The 23,587-nt window shown below is 51.8% G+C and carries 3 protein-coding genes and 1 pseudogene; 2 read left to right on the top strand and 2 right to left on the bottom strand.

Features of this window, described 5'->3' with window-relative positions; translation table 11 throughout:
• Nucleotides 1-94: 94 nt before the first annotated feature.
• Nucleotides 95-1,336, top strand: a pseudogene (locus EIM92_RS07620) (MFS transporter).
• Between the two features lie 563 nt (nt 1,337-1,899).
• Here EIM92_RS07620 and EIM92_RS07615 read toward each other — a convergent pair.
• Nucleotides 1,900-3,027 carry an amidase domain-containing protein gene (locus EIM92_RS07615; RefSeq protein WP_125082149.1) on the bottom strand — a complete coding sequence of 376 codons (1,128 nt, stop codon included), beginning with the start codon at nt 3,025-3,027 and terminating at the stop codon, nt 1,900-1,902.
• 439 nt (nt 3,028-3,466) lie between these two features.
• On the opposite strand from EIM92_RS07615, the gene EIM92_RS07610 reads away from it, so the two are divergent.
• Nucleotides 3,467-4,135, top strand: coding sequence for a Type 1 glutamine amidotransferase-like domain-containing protein (locus EIM92_RS07610; RefSeq protein ID WP_125082148.1), 669 nt, complete (start codon nt 3,467-3,469; stop codon nt 4,133-4,135).
• 318 nt (nt 4,136-4,453) lie between these two features.
• Here EIM92_RS07610 and EIM92_RS07605 read toward each other — a convergent pair whose 3' ends face one another.
• Complete coding sequence (locus EIM92_RS07605; RefSeq protein WP_125082147.1) at nt 4,454-23,446, bottom strand: non-ribosomal peptide synthetase; 18,993 nt, start codon at nt 23,444-23,446, stop codon at nt 4,454-4,456.
• Nucleotides 23,447-23,587 lie beyond the last annotated feature (141 nt).

Raw genomic sequence — 23,587 nt, 5'->3', positions numbered from 1 at the left:
CCTCTGAGTTTCATATTGGATCCCGGTGTGGTGATAGTATGACGGTTACCTCCGTTAACAGGAGGGTTTCTATATTTTGAAGGGGTGAAAGTAAATGAAGGAAACCTTGAGTAAATGGAAATATCCGTCTATATTACTTTTTGGCATTGGTGTGTCTAATCTCGGTGAGTGGATTTATTTTATAGCATTTAATTTAATCATTCTTGACATGACAGGGTCAGCATTTGCTGTATCTATGTTATATGTAATAAGGCGCTTGCGACACTTGTGACGAATTTTTGGGCAGGAAGTGTTATTGATCGAATTAATAAAAGAAAGATGATGGTATTGTTAGATATATCTCGTGCTTCATTAATTGCAATATTGCCATTACTAGACTCTGTATTATGGATTTATATCTGGATTTTTATTATTAGTATGGGAAACTCTATTTTCGCACCGACCTCTATGACATACATAACAAAATTAATACCATTTGATCAAAGAAAAAGGTTCAACTCCCTACATAGTTTAGTATCTTCAAGTGCTTTTTAATGGGTCCAGCAATAGCTGGTATATTATTTATAATTGGTTCCCCAACTATGGCTATTTACGTTAATGCCATCGGATTATTTATATCTGGCCTAATCACATTGTTAATGCCCGATGTCGAGAAACATGAAATCCTTACAACAGAGGATGATAAGCTCACATTAAGAAAAATAACACTAGATTGGCACGCTGTAGGTGACTTTAGTAGAAAAAATAAATATATTATGCTGATATACTTTTTATTTACTTTTATCACAATAGTTTTTTAGCTAGCGGAGTAGACTCATTAGAAGCTGCTTTCTCTAAGCAAGTCCTGCGTTTATCAGATAGCGATTATAGTTTTCTAGTCACTATTGCAGGAGCAGGAACAATAGTAGGAGCCTTAATTAACTCTGTGATTGTACAAAAAATAAGTACTTCTTTGTTAATTGGTTTGGGTACGGTTTTTGTATCCGTTGGATATAGTATTTATGCATTTTCAGATACTTTTACCATGGCAGCAGCTGGATTTTTCATTCTTTCGTTTTTTAATGCCTATGCAAATACGGGGTATCTTACTTTTTTCCAAAGCAACATTCCAGTTAATATTATGGGGAGAGTAGGAAGTGTATATGGTCTAATTCAATCTATATTCGTTATAATAATAACTATTTTAATGGGATTAGTGGCTGAAGTAGATATGATTCAAACGGTAATTATAACCGTCGTATTACTTATGTTAGTCATATCACTAATTCTTATGTCAGTCTCGGTCCTACCTTCTAAAAGAGAAGTATTCCAATCTGAATTAGTAAATGAAAATTAAATGTCTAATAGAACTGCTAACATAACAAATTAAAAGGAGCCCGAATATATTCCTCCGGGCTCCCTTCTAAAGGTTCAATTATCTTACGTTTCGGTTCACCATTTTTTCATCATTTATGTGGTTCTATTTTCCATATGGTATACTTTTTGGCGTAATTTTTTTTAGAAACTATAACCCTCCCGTCCTTATTCTCAAAAAAATAAGATGATCCTTGTTTATCCATGAGCTTAAATCCTTTATTTCCCATTAAATCGGTGATAACCCGATCGCTATGGGTCGATTTACTCATATATGAATGTGAGGTCGAGGAGGCTGCTATTTCCACAATATCCTTATTAGATAACTGCAATTTGATTATACCCATAACAGAGGGAGAGTTAATTAAAGTCAAAATCACGATAGAAAATAGTGATATTGTGACTAACAAGATAATAAATTTCGATCGTTTCATAACTTTCTACCTCAATTCGTAAAGATACAGTAACCACCCCGCATAAGGACAGGGTGGTTACTGTTCATCCTAAAATTAATTCAGTTTTAAACATTTCTGGAACTAATCAAGGCTACTGAATTTTATCAATTTCGTACCCATAAACTTTAGCAGAGCCTGTATAAAAATCACTTAGCGTCTTTGTTTGGTTTGTATCGTATGTGTGGTAGGTTACATACTGCTGGTTAGTAGCTGTTCCGGTGGTTTTTGTAATGATAACTGTATGATCAATACTACCATCACCTGTGAAGTCGATCGATACTGCATCACCAATACCTAATACACTACTTGTAGAGGCTACTCCTGCTCTCTTACTGAAATGTTGGTAGAAATTATGTGCTCCTCCCCAAGTGTGCGATGGTTTCGAATCACTATAATACCAATTATCGGAGTCACCAGCAGGATTTAAAATCCCTTTTTTAATAGTAGCGAGTCCACCATTTTGGAGGGCTTGAGAGACAAAGTTAGTACAATCATTCCACGCTCTTCTAGGGTTCGATTGTCCGGTCGATCCCGATGGAAGGTCATTTATATTATTATTGGTAGTTGATTGGCCATAATATTCTGCGTAATAAGGATATAGTGTGTTATTAGTTTTATTCCACCAATTTTTTGCATATGTCGCTGCGTAGTTTGATTCATAAAAAAATGGTGTAATCTCAGGTTGTTGACCGTTAGATGGTTCAACCTCGAGAGTAGATGAAGTGCTGGAAGGAAGTAAAGCACTAATATCAGCAATTACATCCTCGGTGGCTACACTTCTACTAGAAACTGAATTAGAAATTGTACTAACTATTTTATCATTTATCGCTTTGTTTTCGTAAAAATCCATAAATGCAGCGAAATCATGGATTTCTTTTTCGAGTATTTTATCGTCTAGTTCAATGAGAAAATATGTTTTCACCAAATCCTGGAATTCCCCACTATCAAAATCCACTGCAACTCCACGGTCAGTTAGATCATCTTCAATGAATTTATAAGCTTTGCTGAATTTCTTAATGGCCTGATTTTTTGTCAATTTTGTTTCGGGATATAAGTTAATTGTGTCCCCGTTCAATGACAGCGGTGCATAGTAACTTAGATCATCCTTTGTTTCTAACAGATATTTTTTAATAGTTGGTTCTGCTTCTTCTGCACTTGCTGTTGGAATAACAACGGATAACAGTACAATTGCTGAGAGTAAGAATAATCCTTTCTTCATTATTTCAACCCTCCAAAATCTATAGTATATGGACTAAAGGGCATTAATCCCAAGTCTCATATCTATTGATAGTATAATATATACAGAATATAATTTAAATATAATGCCATAAATAACTTTATTTAAATAAAGTAACAAAAAATATTTCCTAAAAAATTAGTGTATCCCCCCAGTCTAGTTTCGCTATATCTTGTTTCTTTACGATCAGATTTGCTTTCGTCTTTATATGTAATTCCATCTTTTAAGTTTTGAGATGACTAAAATTTCCTTTTACAAATACCCGTATTCCATTTTACGGTAATATGGAGCGGATTTATAAAACATGTACAAGGGTGTGTAAACGAAATGGCTGAAGAACCGTTCATCTTTCTAGCGTGTGTAATATGTTTTATTGTTAAGAATGGATGAATGTAAATAGTACATATAGAGGTAATTAAGTTTGAGTACACACTACTATTTCAGTTGGTTTAATGATTTTTTTCCAAAGAAGCTGATCAAATTGTTGCATGAGGATATACAAGTCAAAAAATCGCTTGTTATGATTAGCGGTAATCCGTCTGATTATACAGGTGAGAAAATTAACTTTGATGATATGTCTGAATGGACATGGTTGAATCAGGCTAACATTATTTTTAATGAATATCATTTCGTTGATTACCGCATGCAGAAGGTAGATGCCCGGCGATTAATTCAAAGCGCTTCTGTCATTTTTTTATGCGGTGGAGATCCTGTTTTGCTGAACGATTTTTTGGCGGAATATGAATTATCGGATGTTATTAAAAACAGCAATGCCGTTATAATGGGTGCCAGTGCCGGTGCGTTAAACATGGCTGCAAAATGGTTAAGCTCGATAAACAGTGGCTATAAAGTTGAAACAAGTACTATTTATGATGGTATTGGCACTGATCATTTTGCCTATGAATCTCATGCTAAACGCAACTACGCCACGTTTGTTCAAGGCTACCTGTTCCCCTTGTCTGAAGAAATTGATGTTTATGCGGCAGAACAGGAGAGCGCTATACGTGTAAAGGACGGCAATATAGAAATAATGGGTCCTATATATTTAATTTCCCACTCCAAGATTCAGAAATTAGTTGAGACGCTCTAATTAGGATGAGTGGCTGTGACCTAAGAGAATTAAGTCCTTTTGATGTATAAAATCAAGGCTTACAGCGAATCATCTTGTAAATAAATCTGTGAAGGATGTCTTATAAACGACCCGTATCTTACACTACCTTACACTGAACATAAATAGCTCATTGCATGTAAAATTGGAAATAAGAAGCTTCCAATTTAGGTGATGGGCTGATTTATATTTTTCTAAGCGCTATACTACACTTGACTTAGTTTTCCCTTTCATTAATATAAACACCCGGCAGGATGCGTACCGAGAGAAATACGGCATACACCCAAGCCGGGTAAGGGATTAAAAAATAATATCAATGGCCCCTAGCTCATCTTGTTCCTGTTCGGATTCCCCGTTCAGTGAAATATCCTTTAGCAGCACCGAAGGCTGTTCGCAAATTTGGGTGATGATCCCAAGCAGGTCCTGAGCGAAATTGTCGATCAGATTGCGTGTGAACAACTTCGTGGCATATTCAAACTGTCCATTCATTCCCTCATCCAAGAGCGAAATGACCAAGGTCAGATCAAATTGGGAAACCGCATGAGTTTCCGGATAAGATTCGATCTTGATATCCCCAAAGCTTTGAACGTTATCTTCCTTCGTTTCCAGAGCAAACATGACATCGAATACAGGATTGCGGCTTTGATCTCGCGGCGCCTGCAGCTTTTTCACAAGCTCCTCGAACGGATAATCCTGGTGGTCGTAGGCCCCCAGCATCGTTTCTTTGACTTCGTTCAAGTAAGCGAGGAACGTCTTCTCCCCGGACGGATAATGGCGAATCGCCAACGTATTGACGAACATTCCGATGAGCGGCTCCAGGTCGGCATGTGTGCGGCCCGAAACCGGCGTGCCTACAATGAAGTCCTCTTGTCCCGAGTACTTGCTGAGCAGAATTGAATAGGCCGCGAGTAATACCATATAAAGGGTAGCACCGTTCTCATCGGCGATGCGCTGCAAGCTGCCTTCCATCTGCTTGTCGATACTGAAAGTCAGCACATCTCCCTCAAAACTGCGAGCGGCAGGTCTGACAAAGTCCGTAGGCAGTTCCAGCGTCGGCAGTTCGCCCTCTAGCATGTCCAGCCAGTAGGCTTCCTGATGTTTCAGCCGCTCTTTTACAGATCCAGACTGCTGCCAAGCGGCGAATTCCTTGTATTGAATCCGAAGCGGTTCCAGAGTCTCGCCGTTATACAGGCGCAGCAGCTCTTCGACGAAGATGCCCATCGACATGCCATCCGTGACGATATGATGAATGTCCAGCATGAGCAGATGCCGTTCCGCTTCCCATTCGACTAAGCCCACACGCAGCAGCGGCGGCCGCTCCAAATCAAAGACGCGCACAAAACCGTCTACGATACTCTTCGTTTCACTTTCCGTCGCTTTCGTATACTCGACGGCAAACTCCAAGTCTGGATAAATCCGTTGTACCGGTTCGCCGTCGACCATTTCGAAGCCGGTTCGCAAAATTTCGTGTCGAGCGATCAATCCTTTGAGCGCGGCCTCGAGTTGATTCCGTTCCAAGTGCCCGACGAGAACCGTCATGCCGGACATGTTGTAGCTAAGCTCTGCGCCTTCCATCTGCTGCTGAATGTAAAGCCGTTTTTGCACGGAGGAAAGCGGATAGTAATCCCTCTTATCGAGAACCGGAATGGAGAGATGTTCTTGCCGATCCAATTGGCTGATCGCTTCGGCCATCGCTTCGATGGTCGAGTACCGGAACACATCGCGCAGCGGCAGATCCACACTCAGCTCCTTGTGTACCTTGCTGACTAGCGTCGTCGCCCGCAGGGAGTGCCCGCCGAGGTCGAAGAAGTTGTCCGTCACGCCAATCGTGACCGACCCGAGCACGTCCTGCCAGATGGCGACCAGCTTCGCCTCCAGTTCGGTGCGCGGCGCCACGTATTCGCTGACTGCTCCCCCTTCCGGCGCCGGCAGCGCCTTTCGGTCGATTTTCCCGTTTGGCGTCAGAGGCAGGCGCTCCAGCTCCACGAAGTACGACGGGATCATGTAACCCGGTAACTCGCTGGCAATCGCCCGTTTCAGGTTCGCCGCCGTCAGTTCGCCATCCGTTGTGTAATACGCGCACAGCGCTTTCTGACCGTTCGCATCACTTCGAACCAGTACCACCGCTTCACGCAGGCCTTCCACCCGTAGCAGCTGCGACTCGATCTCCCCCATCTCAATCCGGTAGCCCCGGATTTTCGCCTGGTTGTCGATCCGGCCGATAAAGTCCACGTTGCCGTCCTCCATCCACCGCGCCAAGTCTCCCGTGCGGTACAGTCGCTCGCCCGCAGCGAACGGACTGTCTACGAACTTCTCTTCCGTCAGCTCCGGACGGTTCAAGTACCCGCGCGCCACCCCGACTCCGCCGATAACCAGCTCGCCCAGCACCCCGACCGGCACCGGGTTCAGATGCGCGTCCACGATGTAGAATTTCGCGTTCAGCCACGCTTTGCCGATCGGCACATGGCCTGTCTGCGGCAGCTTCGTCAGCTCCTCATCATAGAAGCTGGAGTCAATCGCCGCTTCCGTCACGCCGTAGGCGTTAATGATTCGGAACAACGAACCGAAGCGTTCCTGCAAGGTTCGGTAATCCGCCACGCTGCAGCTGTCCGAGCTCGTGATGAGCAGCTCCATCCAGCTCATATCCAGCCCCTGCTCGTGCACGTATTCCATAAACGGCACGATGAGTGCTGGCGTCGATTCAAAAATGGTAATCCGCTCCCGCTCGATCCAGTCGTACAGACGAGACGGATCGATCCGATCGTCCTTCGGCACAATCACCATTGTGCCTCCGTTGTACAGCGTCCGTGCAATATCTCCCACGAACACGTCGAACGAGAAGCTGGCGAGCTGCAGTAGCCGCACCGGGAACTGATCCAACCGATATTCCCGGCGGTAACCCGCCGCCGTGCTCACCAGACTGCGGTGCTCGATCATCACGCCCTTCGGCTTGCCTGTCGTTCCCGACGTATAGATCACGTACGCCAAATCCTCCGGACGGGCTTCATGGAAGCTGTCCATGCCAACGACATTCTGATAGCTCTCATCGCTGTCGTCCACAGTACCCGTCAGCTTGCCGGAGACCATCTCGGAGACAAAGCCCGAAACCATTCCAGCGCCCATCGGTGCATTTCCCCGCTCGTCGCTGTACGACACTTCGTCGTCGAGGTACAGCACCGATGCCAGCGCCAGCTCCTCCTCGCCGAGCCAGGCTTCAGCGCGCGCTCGCAGCGCCGTTTGCGTCAGCAGTACCTTCGCTCCGCTGTCTTCGAGCATGAACCGCACACGATCCACCGGATAGTCCGGATCGAGCGGCACATAGGCTCCGCCCGCTTTCCAGACGGCCAGCACGGCCACCAGCAAGTCCAACGAACGCTCGGCGAGAATACCGACGATCGTCTCCCGGCCGATGCCGCTTGCGCGCAGCGTGGCCGCCAAGCGATTCGCCCGCTCATTCAGCTCCTCATACGTCAGCCGGTCGTTCTCGTACACGACGGCCTCCGCTTCCGGCGTTCGCTCCACCTGTTCCTCAAACAGCCGATGGAACGCGGCTGCAGGAGCCGCTTCCGGCTCTACCGGGTTAAACGCGCCGAGAATTCGCTCTTTTTCCTCTGCCGTCAGCAAGTTCAGCTCAGCAATAGTCGCCGAGGGGTTATTGAGAATGGATTCAAGCAGCTGCAGATAGTGAGCGGCCAATTTCTCTACCGTTTCGGTTTTATAAAGAGCTGTGGCATATTCAAACAGATATTCCAAGCCTTCCTCGGTCTCCGTGACGTCCAAGCTGAGATCGAATTTAGAAACAATTTCTTCGCTCGCATACGTCGACAAATGGAGTCCGGGAAGCTGGATTTCCAAATTCTCTGTATTCTGCAAAGCAAACATCGTATCGAACAGCGGATTGCGGCTTAAATCGCGAGCTACGTTCACCTTATCCACCAGTTCCTCAAACGGATAATTCTGATGTTCAAAAGCGCCCAGCGTCGTCTCCTTGATCTCCTTCAAGTAGTCAAGGAACGTCTTACCAGCAGCCGGATAACTGCGTATGGCCAAGGTATTGACGAACATCCCGATCAACGGCTGAACATCGCTGTGATTTCTACCCGCAATCGGTGTACCGACCACCACGTCTTCTTGCCCTGTGTACTTATGCAATAAGATTGTATAACCAGCAAGCAGAACCATGTAAAGCGTTGCGCCGTTCTCGACTGCAAGCCGTTTCAGACCCTCGCTTTTCTTGCTATGCATAAACAATTGCAGCGTGCGACCCTCGTAGCTCTGCATAGCCGGGCGCGGATAGTCCGTCGGCAACTCCAAAACCGGCAGCTCTCCGCGGAACATGTCGAGCCAGTAGCCTTCCTGCTTGGCAAGCTGAGCTTTCTGCTCGTCCGATTGCTGCCATACCGCATAATCTTTGTACTGGATGCGGAGCGGCTCTAACTGCTCCCCGCTGTACAAGTGGACGAACTCTTCGATCAGTACATCGATCGAAACGCCGTCCGATACGATATGATGCGTATCGAACATCAGAATGTGCCGGTCCGGCGCCAGTTCGGCCAGGCCTACCCGCAGAAGCGGCGGCTTCGCTAGATCAAACGGACGAACGAATTGGCGCACCGTTTCTTCCGCCTGCTCCTCGCTGATCTGCACATATTCCACCTGGAAGGCGACTTCTTCGTAAATCCGCTGAACCGCTTCGCCTTTTACCATCTCAAAGCCGGTACGCAGTGTTTCGTGACGTGCTACGAGCTTGCGGAACGCTTCTTCAAACCGCTGCCGGCCCAGCTCCCCTTCGAGCAGCATAGCTCCTGGTATGTTATAGCTCAGCTCAGCTCCTTCCAGCTGGTTCAAGATATAGAGACGTTTCTGAGCGGAAGAGAGTGGATAATACTCGCTAGGTTCCGCAGCCGGAATAGCTGTGAACGAGCCGAACTCCAGCCGCTCCATAGCCGCGGCCATTTCTTCAACCGTCGAGTAGCGGAATACATCGCGGAGTGGGAATTGGGCGCCTAGCTCCTTATGCATTTTGCTGACAAGCGTCGTCGCCCGCAGAGAGTGTCCACCGAGGTCGAAGAAGTTGTCTGTTACGCCCACCGCCTGCTCCCGAACAAGCACATCCTGCCAAATGGCAGCCAGCTTCGCCTCCAGTTCGGTGCGCGGCGCCACGTATTCGCGGCCTGCGCCTGCTCCCCCTTCCGGCGCCGGCAGCGCCTTCCGGTCGATTTTTCCGTTCGGCGTCAGAGGCAGGCGCTCCAGCTCCACGAAGTACGACGGGATCATATAACCCGGTAGCTCGCTGGCAATCGCCCGCTTCAGGCCGGCCGCAGTCAAGCCTTCTTCCGCTGTATAATAAGCACACAAAACTTTCTGACCTTCTTGATCTTCCCTGACGACGACGACCACTTCCTTCACGCCACCTACACTCAGCAGCTGCGCTTCGACTTCGCCCGTCTCAATCCGGTAGCCCCGGATTTTCGCCTGGTTGTCGATCCGGCCGATAAAGTCCACGTTCCCGTCCTCCATCCATCGCGCCAAGTCTCCCGTGCGGTACAGTCGCTCGCCCGCGGCGAACGGGCTGTCTACGAACTTCTCTTCCGTCAGCTCCGGACGGTTCAAGTACCCGCGCGCCACTCCAACTCCGCCGATAACCAGCTCGCCCAGCACCCCAACCGGCACCAGGTTCAGATGCGCGTCCACGATGTAGAATTTCGCATTCAGCCACGCTTTGCCGATCGGCACATTGCCTGTCTGCGGCAGCTTCGTCAGCTCCTCATCGTAGAAGCTGGAGTCGATCGCCGCTTCCGTCACACCGTAGGCGTTGATGATCCGGAACAACGAGCCAAAGCGTTCCTGCAAGGTTCGGTAATCGGCTACGCTACAGCTGTCCGAGCTCGTGATTAACAGCTCCATCCAGCTCATATCCAGCCCCTGCTCATGCACGTACTCCATGAACGGCATGATCAGCGCCGGCGTCGATTCGAAGATCGTAACCCGCTCCCGCTCGATCCAGTAGTACAGACGAGACGGATCGATCCGATCGTCCTTCGGCACAATCACCATCGTACCTCCGTTGTACAGCGTCCGCGCAATATCGCCCACGAACACGTCAAACGAGAAGCTTGCGAGCTGCAGCAGCCGCACCGGGAACTGATCCAACCGGTATTCCCGGCGGTAACCCGCCGCCGTGCTCACCAGACTGCGGTGCTCGATCATCACACCTTTCGGCTTGCCTGTCGTTCCCGACGTATAGATCACGTATGCCAAATCCTCCGGACGGGCTTCATGGAAGCTGTCCATGCCAACGACATTCGGATAGCTTTCATCGCCGCCAGTCACAGCACCCGTCAGCTTGCCGGAGACCATCTCGGAGACAAAGCCCGAAACCATTCCAGCGCCCATCGGCGCATTTCCCCGCTCGTCGCTGTACGATGCTTCGTCGTCCAGGTACAGCACCGCCGCCAGCGCCAGCTCCTCTTCGCCGAGCCAGGCTTCGGCACGCTCTCGCAGCGCCGTTTGCGTCAGCAGCAGCTTCGCTCCGCTGTCTTCGAGCATGAACCGCACGCGGTCCACCGGATAATCCGGATCGAGCGGTACATAGGCCCCGCCCGCTTTCCAGACGGCCAGCACGGCCACCAGCAAGTCCACCGAACGCTCGGCGAGAATGCCGACGATCGTCTCCCGGCCGATGCCGCTTGCGCGCAGCGTAGCCGCCAAGCGATTCGCCCGCTCGTTCAGCTCCGCATACGTCAGCCGGTCGTTCTCGTACACGACGGCCTCTTCTTTCGGCGTGCGCTCCACCTGTTCCTCAAACAGCCGGTGTAACGCCGCCACAGGAGCCGCTTCCGGCTGCGCCGGGTTGAATGCGCTGAGAATTTGCTCTTTTTCCGCCGCCGTCAAAAGCTCCAACTCATTCACGCGGATGTTCGGGTTAGTCGCAACCTGCTCCAGTGCCCGTGCGAAATGACCGTGGATCAGACTGATGTCTTCCTCTCTGAACGTCAGCGCATTGTACGTAAACCGCAGCAAAATATGCTCTTCCGGAATGACGGTAATATCCAGGTCGTAATTCGTTTGCTCCGGCGACTGGATATTAGCGATTTTCAGCGCCTCTTTGTCTCCGCCGACGACCTGCTCAATCTGTTCTTCCATCGGATAATTTTCAAAGACCATGATATGGTTGATCAAGTCGCGCTTTTGCTCGCTCAGCGACTGAATTTCGAACAATGGGAACGTTTCGTAAGCTCCCGATGCCAGCGCTTGATCCTGGGTTTTTCTCAAGATATCGGCTACCGTCTCCTCGGCTTTGCCTTGAATACGAACCGGAATCGTATTAATAAATAGGCCGATCATGCTTTCGATGCCCGGAATTTCTGCCGGACGCCCGGATACGACGGAGCCGAATACGACATCCTCACTGTTGTTGTAGACCTGCAGAACTAATCCCCATACGGTCTGCATAAACGTATTGAGCGTTACCTGCTGCTGGCGTGCCACCCGCATGATTTGCCCGGTCAGTTCCCTGCTGAGTTCCACATCGAGTTCAGCCGCTTCAAAAGCTCCCTGCCTAAGCCCCGTTTTCTCCTGGGGCAGCTTGGTCTGCTGATCGTAACCCGCCAAATACTCCGACCAGTAATGCGAAGCTTTCGCGGAATCTTGAGCTTCCAGCCATTCGATATACCGGGAGTACGAGGTAACTGGAGGAAGCTCCAGCGTCCGCTTCTCCTGGAACGCGAAGTAGGTGTCGAACACTTCCTTGATCATGAAGGACATGCACCAGCCATCCATCAAAATGTGATGGTGACTCCAGATCACATGGTAGGACTCGTCGCCCGTGCGCAAAACGGTCACGCGCATAAGAGAGCCTCGGGCCAAATCGAACTTGTTCGCTTTATCTCTACTAACAAAATCAGCTATCGTCTTTTCCAGGTCCTCATCGCTATCCGAGCGAATATCTTCGAAGTACACTTCACACTTCCGCTCGCGGAATACCACTTGAATCGGCTCATCTCGCAAGCCCGTAATAAAGTTGGTCCGCAAGGCCTCATTCCGCTGTACCAGCGTATTCAATCCCTGGGTGAAAGCCTCGACATTCAGGCTTCCGTACAGATCGAAGGTCACCTGTTCGAAGTAAGCTTCCGAATCAGCATCCAGCAGGCTGTGGAACAACATCCCTTTTTGCAGTGGAGTCAGGGTGTACACATTCTCCAGTTCGCCGAGCGCCGCCGTATGTTCAGTCAGCCGCTCCAGTTCCTCCACCGTCACATCTTGAAGGAGAACGTCACTAGGCGTAAGCTCCGGCTGCTCTTTCGATACGCAATGGCTGATGACTTCACGCAAGCTCGATTGAAGCAGGGTGCCCAGGCGCTCTACCGTTTCCCGTTTATACTGGGTTTCCCCATAACGGATCGTAAGTTCCAGCACTCCTTCCGACACCATACCGTTAATATCGAGAGCAAAATCCATCACTGCATTCGGGCTTGAATCGGAGCCCGGGCTCAACGGAGACGGCTGCGAGCCGCTGCCTTCGTAATCCTGGTCGAACTGCCCCAAATAGTTAAAGCTGATCTCCGGCTCCAAAGCGAAGCGCTCGCCGTCACGCGGCACCGACAAATAACGCAGCAAGCCGTAGCCGATTCCTTTGTTCGGAATGCGACGCAAGCTTTCTTTAACCTGTTTCACCTGATGACCGAGCGCCTGGTCGTGACCCGGCTCCAGAACGATAGGGAATTGGCTTGTAAACCAGCCTACCGTCCGCGTAATGTCCACATCCGGCAAAACATCTTCCCGGCCGTGGCCTTCGAGATTCACCAGCACGCGTTCCTGGCCGCTCCAAGCTTGTACCGCGAGGCCAAGCGCGGCAAGCAGCAAATCGTTCATTTCTGTATGGTAAGCACGGTGTGCCTGCTTCAGTAGCTGTTGCGTTTCCTCTGCCGTCCAGCGGACGGTCACAAGCCCACTGTCCTTCAGCTTGGATCTACCTTGTTCAAAATCTTTCGGAAGCGGCTCATAGGTCAATTGCTCGATATGCTGCCAGTACTCTCTTTCGCATTCCATCGCCGGGCCGTTCGCATAATCAGCGAGTTGATTCGCCCAAGTTTGGAATGAATCCGTTTTGAGCGGCAGACGGAGCGGCTGACCTTGCAGCGCTTGCTCATAGGCAGTTGCAAAATCCTCAAGCAGAATCCGCCAGGATACGCCGTCTACGACCAAGTGATGGATTGCGATGAGCAGATGGTCGCCGTCGTCGCAGCGGAACAGGCCGAGCTTCACCAGCGGGCCGTTTTCCAGATCGATGCTCGCTTGAATGTCATTCGCCTTAGCCTCTACCGCTTCTTTCACGTCATGGACTCCCTTGAAATCGACAACTTCCAAATCGAACAGCACTTCGTTCTCCCCGGCGCCACGGTTCCAGGCCATATAACCGTTCTCGGTTTGGCGGTAAACCGTACGAAGAGCATCGTGATGCACGACAAGCTGACGCACCGCTTGGCGTAAAGCTTCTTCGTCAAAGCCTTGCTTGGAGAACTGCATAAACGCCTGATTGCTGTGATGCATGTCGGCCGGATTTTGTTCAAAAAACCAGCGCTGAATCGGTGTCAAGATGACCTCTCCCGTCACTTCGGCCTGACTTGCCGTTCTCTCCGCCGTTTGCAGCCGCAAACTAAGAGCGGAAATCGTCGGATAATGGAACAAATCCTTCATGACCAGCTTGTACCCCGTTTGCAAAAGACGGGACGATACCTGCAAGGCCTTGATCGAATCACCGCCGAGGGCGAAGAAATTGTCCATCGTGCCGACCTGATCCACACCCAGCACCGACTGCCAGACCGACGCAAGTGCTTGCTCGGCAGGAGTACGAGGCGCCGTGTATGCAGCCTCGGCATGAATGCTTCCTTCCGGCACAGGCAGCGCTTTACGGTCGATCTTCCCGTTCGGCGTAAGCGGCATTTCATCCAGGCGCATAATGCGCGAAGGCACCATATGGGAAGGCAGCGCGGCGTCCAGATGGGTCACAAGCCCTTCCAGACTGAAGCTGGAATCCGCTACGGCATACCCGCATAAATACTTCTGCCCCCGTTCGTCCGTCCGATCGATGACAAGCGCTTGACGCACACTGGCAAAATTCTGCATGGCCGCTTCAATTTCTCCAAGCTCGATCCGATAGCCGTGAATTTTCACCTGATTGTCGATCCGGCCGATGAAGTCCACGTTGCCGTCCGGCATCCAGCGCGCCAGGTCGCCCGTCCGGTAGAGCCGTTCCCCAGCGGCGAACGGGCTGTCTACGAATTTCTCCGCCGTCAAATCCGGGCGGTTCAGGTAACCGCGGGCCACACCTATTCCGCCGATAACCAGCTCGCCAGGCACTCCGATCGGTACCGGCTTCAGATTCGCATCTACGATGTAGAACTTAGCGTTCAGCCATGCTTTCCCGATCGGTACGCTGCCCGTCTTCGGCAGCTTCTCCAGCGGCTCGTCATAGAAACTGGAATCAATCGCCGCTTCCGTTACGCCGTAGCTGTTAATAACACGGAACTGCGAGCCGAAGCGCTCCTGCAAGGTGCGGTAATCCGCTACACTACACGCATCCGAGCTTGTGATTAGCAGCTGCATCGAACTGAGGTCTAAGTCTTCAGCATGTACATGCTCCATGAACGGTACGATCAGCGCCGGAGTCGATTCGAACACCGTCACGGCGTAGTCGCGAATCCAGCCGTAGAGGCGGGTTGGATCGATCCGGTCGTCCTTCGGCACGATGATCATGGTGCCGCCGTTGTACAGCGTCCGCGCAATATCGCCGACGAACACGTCGAATGAGAAGCTGGCGAGCTGCAGCAGCCGCACCGGGAACTGATCCAACCGGTATTCCCGCCGATAGCCTGCCGCCGTGTTCACCAGGCTGCGGTGTTCCACCGCCACGCCCTTCGGACGGCCCGTCGTACCGGAGGTGTAGATGACATAAGCCAAATCGCCGGGCTTATTCACATTCGCCGGATTCGATGCTAGATCCACCGCTTGTACGTTCTTCTCGGCTTCTACCGTAGCGGACGTTTCGACAGCAGCCGTTTCCGTTTCCGCTTGCGCCAAAGCCTCCACCTCGGCGCCTGCTTCACCCAAAGCTTGTACGCCCACGGCCTCCCCCGCCGCTACAAAGCTGTACGTCGCTGCGTCGTCAAGCGCAAGCACCGTTTGCAGCGCTAGAGCGCCGCCCTGGCGCCAAGCCTCCGCCTGCTCCAGCAGGCGGGTCTGTGTGAGCAGCACTGACGCCCCGCTGTCCGCGAGCATATATTCGATCCGTTCTGCTGGATAGTCCGGGTCGAGCGGCACATAGGCACCGCCCGCTTTCCATACGGCAAGCACCCCGATCAACAGCTCCACCGAACGGTCGGCCAAAATGCCGACCACCTGCTCCGGTTTCACCCCGCCAGCCCGCAGTACATACGCCAGACGATTCGCTTTGGCGTTCAGCTCCGCATACGTCAGCTTGCTGCCTTCGTAGACAACCGCCAGTGCTCCAGGAGTGCGCTCCGCCTGCTCCTCGAACAGCTCGTGGAACGTTCTCTCTCTCCACGACTCATCCGCTTCCAAGCCAATCCCCTCTGCGGCGGGTTGCTTCGCAAGAGCCGAAGAGGACACGTCAAACCCGACCAGCAAATCATGCTTTTCACTGTCCGTCAAAATATCCAAATCCGCAATACGCGCACCCGGCTGAGCCAGGATCGAGGCCAAAAGCTGCTCGTAATGACCCGCCAGCCGTTCCATCGTTTCCTGTCTAAACAATGAGGTAGCGTACTCGATCTTGCAAACCAGCTCATTACCTTCTTCCACGATATCTAAGCTAAGATCAAACTTTGCCGTCTTTTCCTCGATGTCCAGTAGCGACCATTGCAAGCCTTCCAGGGTTAAATCCAGACTTTCGTGCTTTTGCAAAGAAAACATGGTGTCAAACAGCGGATTCCGGCTTAAATCCCGTCTCACCTGAAGAGCTTCCACCAGCTCCTCGAACGGATAGTCCTGGTGCTCATAGGCTCCAAGCGTCGTTTCCTTCACTTCCTGCAAGTAATCCAGGAACGTTCGCTCCGTCGCCGGACTCAAGCGAAGGGCCAGCGTATTAACGAACATGCCGATGATCGGCTGCAGATCAGCGTGAGAACGGGCGGCAATTGGAGTGCCGACCACGATATCTTCCTGTCCCGCGTATTTTTGAAGCAATACGGAGTACGCAGCCAGCAGAAGCATATACAGCGTCGCCCCCGAATCGCCGGCAAGCCGTTTGAGAGCTTCGCTTTTCTCCGCATCCAGCGTAAACGTGAGGGTTTGACCATCAAACTGCTGGACGGCCGGACGTGAGAAGTCGAGAGGCAGCTCAAGAACCGGAAGCTCGGAGCTGAATACCCCGCGCCAGTATTCCTCCTGCCGTTTGATGCGCTGTCGCTGCTCCTCGGATTGCTGCCAAACAGCGTAATCCTTGTATTGAATCCGCAGCTCCGGCAATTGTTCCCCATTGTACAGCCGCACGAATTCGCGCAGCAGCACATCCATGGAAAGGCCATCGGAAGCAATATGGTGAATATCCAGCGCGAGCAGGAACTTTTCTTTCTCCAGTTCGATCAGCAGGGCGCGCAGCAAAGGCGGCTGGGCCAAGTCAAAAGGCTGAATGAAGCCTTCAAGAATGGTCGCAACCTGATCTTCACTTGCTTGAAGCTTCTCGACCTTGAAAGCTACACGCGGATAAATACGCTGAACCGGCTCCCCATCTACGATTTCAAAACCGGTGCGCAGCATATCGTGCCGGTTCACCAGAATAGTCAGCGCCTTTTCCACTTTGGCCTCGTTCAAAGCCCCTTCCAATTGCAAGGCGCTTGGGAGGTTGTAATTCAGCTCCAGGCTATCCAGCTGGTGCAGGACGTACAACCTTTTTTGCGCGGAGGAAACCGGGTAATATACTTTCTCTTCCACTTTCGGAATCGAGCTGTGCCGCATTTCTTCCAAGCTGGCAATAGCCCCGGCCATCGTCTCTACCGTCGTATAACGGAAAACATCGCGCAGCGGAAGTTCAACGTTCATTTCCTTCTGAATTTTGCTGACAAGGTTCGTCGCCCGCAAGGAGTGGCCTCCGAGCTCGAAGAAATTGTCCAGGACTCCAATGCCAGAGTAGCCCAGCACTTCCTCCCAGATTTCCACAAGCTGGGACTCCGTCCGGTTACGCGGCGCTACGTACTCGACACCTGTTCGCAGTCCTCCTTGCGGCTCCGGCAGCGCTTTGCGGTCAACTTTGCCGTTGGACGTCAGCGGCATGCGCTCCAGCTGCACGAAGTACGACGGGATCATGTACCCCGGCATTCTCTGGGCCAGCGAGGTTCTCATTTCGCTGACCGTCAGCGTCCGATCCGCCACAAAGTAGGCGACAAGCGCCTTCTCGCCCCCGCCGTCCTGACGGGCGAGCACCACCGCTTCTTCCACGCCCCGGACGTTCAGTAGCTGCGTCTCGATTTCGTCCAGCTCGATCCGGTACCCGCGGATTTTGACCTGATGGTCGATCCGACCCAGGTATTCGATGTTGCCGTCTGGCAGCCAGGCCGCCAAATCGCCCGAGCGATACAGCTTCTCCCCCTCCACAAACGGGGAATCGACGAACTTCTCCGCCGTCAGATCCGGACGGTTCAGGTATCCTCTCGCCAGGCCTTCCCCGGCCACGTACATTTCGCCCACTACGCCGATCGGTACAGGGCGGCGTTTTTCATCAAGAATGTACACGCTCAGCGTCGGGATCGGCTTGCCGATATTGCTCTTTGCTGCCTCAATCTCGGCCCATGTAATATCCTTATACGTAACGTGAACCGTCGTCTCGGTAATCCCATACATATTGATCAGCTTCGTCTCCGGGTACTTCGTCTTGAAGCCCCCCAGCAGCAGGGGACTGAGCGCTTCGCCCCCAAAGATGATGTTGCGAATCCGCAGATCGTACGGATGGTCCGCCAAGATCTCACGCAGCAGCTGGTAGAAGTACGTTGGCGTCTGGTTCAAAATCGTGACCTGCTCGCGGCCCAGCAGCGTCAGAAAATCGGCCGGGTTCTTCGCCGTAAGCGGCGGTACGATGACCAGCTTGCCTCCATTGAGCAGCGCTCCGTACATTTCCCAGACGGAGAAATCGAAGCAGAACGAGTGGAACAGCGTCCACGTGTCGGACGGTCCGAAGTCAAACAGGTTCTTGTCGTTGAACAAGAGGCGCACGACGTTCTTATGCTCGATCAGCGTGCCTTTCGGTCTACCGGTCGTTCCCGACGTGTAGATGACATAGGCCAGGTTGCCGGGCCCGGAAATCGGCTCCAGGTTCGAAGCCTCCAGCGTATCTTGGGAGTCCGCCCCTCTATCGCCCCACACGAAGTCGTCCAATTCGAGGCGCGTTCCTGCGAAGTCGGTCTTCTCGTGCAGATGCCTTTGAATCAGCAATAACGGCGCACCCGAATCCTCGATCATGAAGCGGATACGCTCCTCCGGGTACTCGGGATCGACAGGCACGTAGGCTCCGCCCGCTTTGAGAATCGCCAGAATGCCGACGACCATATCGAGCGAGCGCTCGGCCAGAATCGCTACTAGCTGGTCCGCTTCTACTCCCGCCTCCCGAAGCTTCCGCGCAAGGCGGTTGGATCGCTCGTTCAGCTCGCGGTAGGTCAATTGCCGCTCATTCATAACGGCGACCACGCTGTCTGGGTGAAGCGCCGCCTGCTCTTCGAACAGGCCGTGAATCGTCTGCTGCCGCGGATAGTCGGCCTCCGAATCATTGAAAGCACGCACCAGCTCGCAAACTTCCTCCTCCGTAAGCATTTCCAGCGAGGCAATATCCCCGTCCGGCGCTGCTGCGATGGTTTCGAGCAACTTGTCATAATGTCTGGCCAAGCGCTCCGCGGTCTCCTGTTTATACAAAGCCGTAGCGTATTCCAACCGGCATTCGAGCTGACCGTCCAACTCCGAAATGTCCAGGAGCAGCTCGAACTTGGATGTTCGGTTTTCCAGTGGATAAAACGATTGCTCCAGCCCCTCGATAACAATTTGCTCGTTCTCCGTATTTTGCAGGGAGAAGAATGTATCGAAGAGCGGATTCCGGCCGCTCGCGCGCGGAATGTGAAGACTTTCCACCAAGTCTTCGAACAAATAATTGGGGTGTTCGAAAGCCCCGAGCGTGATGTCCTTGATTTCTTGCAGGTACGAAAGGTACGGCTTGGAACGCTCCGGACGGCTGCGAATGGCCAGCGTGTTGACAAACATCCCCACGATCGGCTGCATTTCCTCCTGCGTTCTTGCAGCAATCGGCGTTCCGACAATCAGATCTTCCTGACCCGAATATTTATGCATAAGGATGGAGTAAGCCGACAGCAGCACCATGTACAGGGTCGTTCCCGTCCGTGCCGCCAGCTCTTTCAGCTTCTCCGTCCGCTCTTTCCCGATATAAAACTTCACGGTCCGGCCGTCAAAGCTTTGTACCGCAGGCCGTGGGAAGTCCGTCGGCAGCTCCAAGATCGGCAGCTCGCCCGACAGCTGTTTCAGCCAGTACTCCTTCTGCGGATGGAGCATCTGCTCGTAGGCTTCGGAATGCTGCCAAACGGCATAATCCTTGTATTGAATACGCAGCGGAGCCAGCTCCTCGCCCCGATACAGGCGGCTAAACTCGTCGAAGAGCAGCGCTGTCGAAATGCCGTCCGAGACGATATGGTGCATATCGAACAGCAGAATGTGGCGATCCTCGGTGACTTCGATCAGGCCGATGCGGAGAAGCGGTGGCTTGGTCAGATCAAACGGGCGATAGTAAGCTTCCACCACTTGATCCCATTCATGCTCGCTCGCCTGAAAATAATCGACAGCAAACTGCACCTCGTCATAGATGCGCTGGACAAGCTCACCTTGAACCTGCTCAATCCCGGTACGCAGCGTCTCATGGCGCTGAATCAGCGCCCGGAATGCGTGTTCGACTCTCGTGTGATCCAGCTTTCCTTCAAGAAGAAGCGCCGCCGACATATTGTAACTGCGCTCGGCCCCATCAAGCTGGCAAAGGACGTACAGACGCTTTTGCTCGGATGAAACTGGATAGTACTCAGCCTCTGCAGCCTTTGTAATCTCATACGTCTCCTGCTGCTTTAAGCCGCTGATTCTTTGGGCCAACTGTTCGATCGTCGTGTAGCGAAAAACTTCCCGCAGCGGAACCTCGACTTGCAACTCCTTCCGAATCTTGGAAATCAGCGTAGAGGCCCGCAAGGAATGACCACCCAGGTCAAAGAAATCGTCCTGGACTCCAACTCGCGTAATACCGAGCACCTGCTGCCATATGAGAGCAAGTCTTGTTTCCAGCGTTGTGCGAGGAGCCACATACTCACGGCCCGCTTCTACCTCTCCGGTCGGTTCAGGCAGCGCTTTACGGTCAATTTTACCGTTCGGCGTGAGCGGAAGCTTATCAAGAGACACCAGCCGGGCCGGGACCATATGGGCCGGCAGCTCTTGCTTCAATTGGAACAGCAGATCGCTCAATTGCAAGGAAGCATCCGCCGCCACGTAGCCGCACAAATACTTTTGCCCCTGCTCATCCGTACGGTCGGTCACCACAGCCTGCTTGACGCCCGGGTAACGCAGCAGGGCCGTTTCAATTTCGCCAGGTTCGATCCTGTAGCCCCGAATTTTCACCTGATAGTCGATTCGGCCGATGAAGTCGACGTTGCCGTCTTCCAGCCAGCGGGCCAAATCGCCTGTCCGATACAGACGTTCGCCCGGCACAAACGGGCTATCCGTAAACTTCTCGGCGGTTAGGTCCGGACGGTTCCAGTACCCGCGCGCCACCCCGGCGCCGCCGATGACAAGCTCGCCCGGAACCCCTACAGGAACCGGCTTTAGCGCGGCATCGACAATGTAGAACCGGGCGTTCAGCCAAGCTTTTCCGATCGGCACATGACCCGACGGCGGCAGCTTGTCCAGCGGCTCATCGTAAAAGCTGCTGTCAATGGCCGCTTCGGTAACGCCATAACTGTTAATAATACGGAATTGTCCGCCAAACCTTTCCTGCAGCAATCGGTAATCGCTGACACTGCATGCATCCGAGCTGGTTATCAGCAACTGCATGGAGCTGACGTCCAGCCCTTCTTCATAAATATGCTGCATGAACGGCAGGATGAGCGCAGGCGTCGATTCGAATACCGTAATGTTTTGGTCCCGAATCCAGCCGTATAAGCGATTCGGATCAATCCGGTCATCCTTCGGCACAATCACCATCGTACCTCCGTTATACAGCGTCCGCGCAATGTCTCCGACGAACACGTCAAACGAGAAACTGGCCAGCTGTAGCAGTCGCACCGGGAACTGATCCAATCGGTACTCACGACGGTACGCCTCCGCCGTATTCACAAGACTACCGTGCTCAATCATGACGCCTTTCGGGCGTCCCGTCGTTCCCGAGGTGTAGATCACATAAGCCAAGTCTTGCGGGGCGCTATCGGCAGATTCAAATTCTACAGCTGAAGTATCCCTGTTATAAATTTGTTCATCGTCCATGGCATAGACAGCTTGAAGCTTCAGCCCGTCATCAGCCAACCAGCCTTCGGCCCGCTCTAACAGATGACGCTGCGTAAGCAGCACCGCTGCTTCGCTATCGCTGAGCATGTACTCAATCCGCTCCGCAGGATATTCGGGGTCCAGTGGCACATAGGCTCCACCGGCTTTCCAAACAGCGAGCACCCCGACCAGCAGTTCCACCGAACGCTCCGCCCAGATCCCTGTGATCGTCTCCCTTCCCACGCCCTGTTCACGAAGGAGAGAAGCCAGCCGTTCGGCGCGTTCATTCAATTCGCCGTAGGTCAACTGTTTGTCCATATAGACAACTGCCGGATGATCAGGAATTTCTCTTGCAAACTTTTCAACATACCGATGAAACGTTTCTCCCTCGCACAGCTCTGCCAACGGCGGGTTAAAGACGTTAAGAATGCGCTGCCTCTCCTCATCGCTCAGCAGAGAAATCTCGCGTACGGAAAGTTCAGGATCCTGAAGAAACTGGTCCAGCACGGTTACATACTGATCCATTATTCGCTCAATCTCAGCCGGCTCGAACAGATCCATACGATAGGAAGCATGAAGAATGACATGTTCTTCATTCAGCATATGGTCAAAGCGCAGCAGCAAATCGTCCATCTCGTGCCTAGCGAAATGAGCCTCAAGGCGTACCTTGATTTCCTCATACTCCTCAATTTTCAAAGGCAAATATTCCAAAGACGTGCGGAATAGACCCGAAAGATCGTTGCGGCCGTGTTGTTCGCGTAAGTCCTGGATCAATTGGTTATAAGGGTATTTCTGATACCGCAAATCCGCCATATTTTCTCTGGAAACCGTTTGGAGCAAAGAAAGAACGTTCTCATCTGGATTTAGACGAATCCGCGTAGCTACGGTGCTGACGAACATGCCGATCGTTTCTTTTTCCTTCTTGCTGGTGCGATTGGCGAAAACCGTGCCGACCGGAACATCGGTGCTGTCAGTCAGCTTGTACAATAAGACGTACATAGCCGACAGAAATAACGTATATAAGCTGACCTGATATTGTTCGCTGAAGGCCAGAATGCGTTCATACCGGGAACCATCCAAAGTGATGGCCAGTTTATCGGATTCGCTACCGATCGAGTGTGGCGGAACCGATTTAATCCCAGTCGTTTCAGGCAAAGTATTGTACTTCTTCAGCCAGTATTCCTTACCTTTCTGATAACGCTCCGATTGCTCATATTCACACTCCGCGAAAATATAATCCAGATAGAAAGGGGCCTCATAACTGCTGGAAATGCCTTTGCGCAGTTCCAGGTATTTTTCCATCACCGCATGCAGTAAAGCATTGACGGACAAGCCGTCGGCGATAATATGATTTATCATCAAATTGAGCCATACTTGACCATTCGCAAAATGGATCATCGTAAATTGGTGGAGGTGTTCGTCGAACACACTGACCGGTTTTTCGCTTACTTCTTTCACCCAAGCATAGAATTCCTCGGTTGTGCCTATTTCGAGGTGGCTTATTCTAGCTTGGACCTTCTCCGGCTCTTCGAACCACTGTGTTGGATTTTGCATATCCCCGCTAATACGGATTCGAAAAGCGTCATAAGTTTTGACGATCTCTGCCACCGCTTGCTCCAGAAGCTGTGTGTCGATCTCACCCGTAATCCGGTAGGTCGCAGATAGCATCGTGATAGACGTTCCCGGGTTCATAATTTCCATGAGCCATATTCGGCGCTGAGCTTGCGTTAGTCCATATTGCTCGTTGGTATTCTCTCTCACATCGACACCCTCCCTGTTTTGAAATTCTTTATAGATAGGCTAGCCCCCCGTTTTCTAGTAATTCCCAGTCATGAGTCATACCTTGACTACTAAAAAACGCTGTCGCATTCGTAAGCAGGAAACTGCCCGCCGCAAAGCGGG

Origin of the sequence: Paenibacillus lentus (genome assembly GCF_003931855.1) — a bacterium.
Taxonomy (GTDB): domain Bacteria; phylum Bacillota; class Bacilli; order Paenibacillales; family Paenibacillaceae; genus Fontibacillus; species Fontibacillus lentus.
Note: the sequence above shows the minus strand (reverse complement) of the source record. Positions and strands in the feature narration are given on the sequence as shown.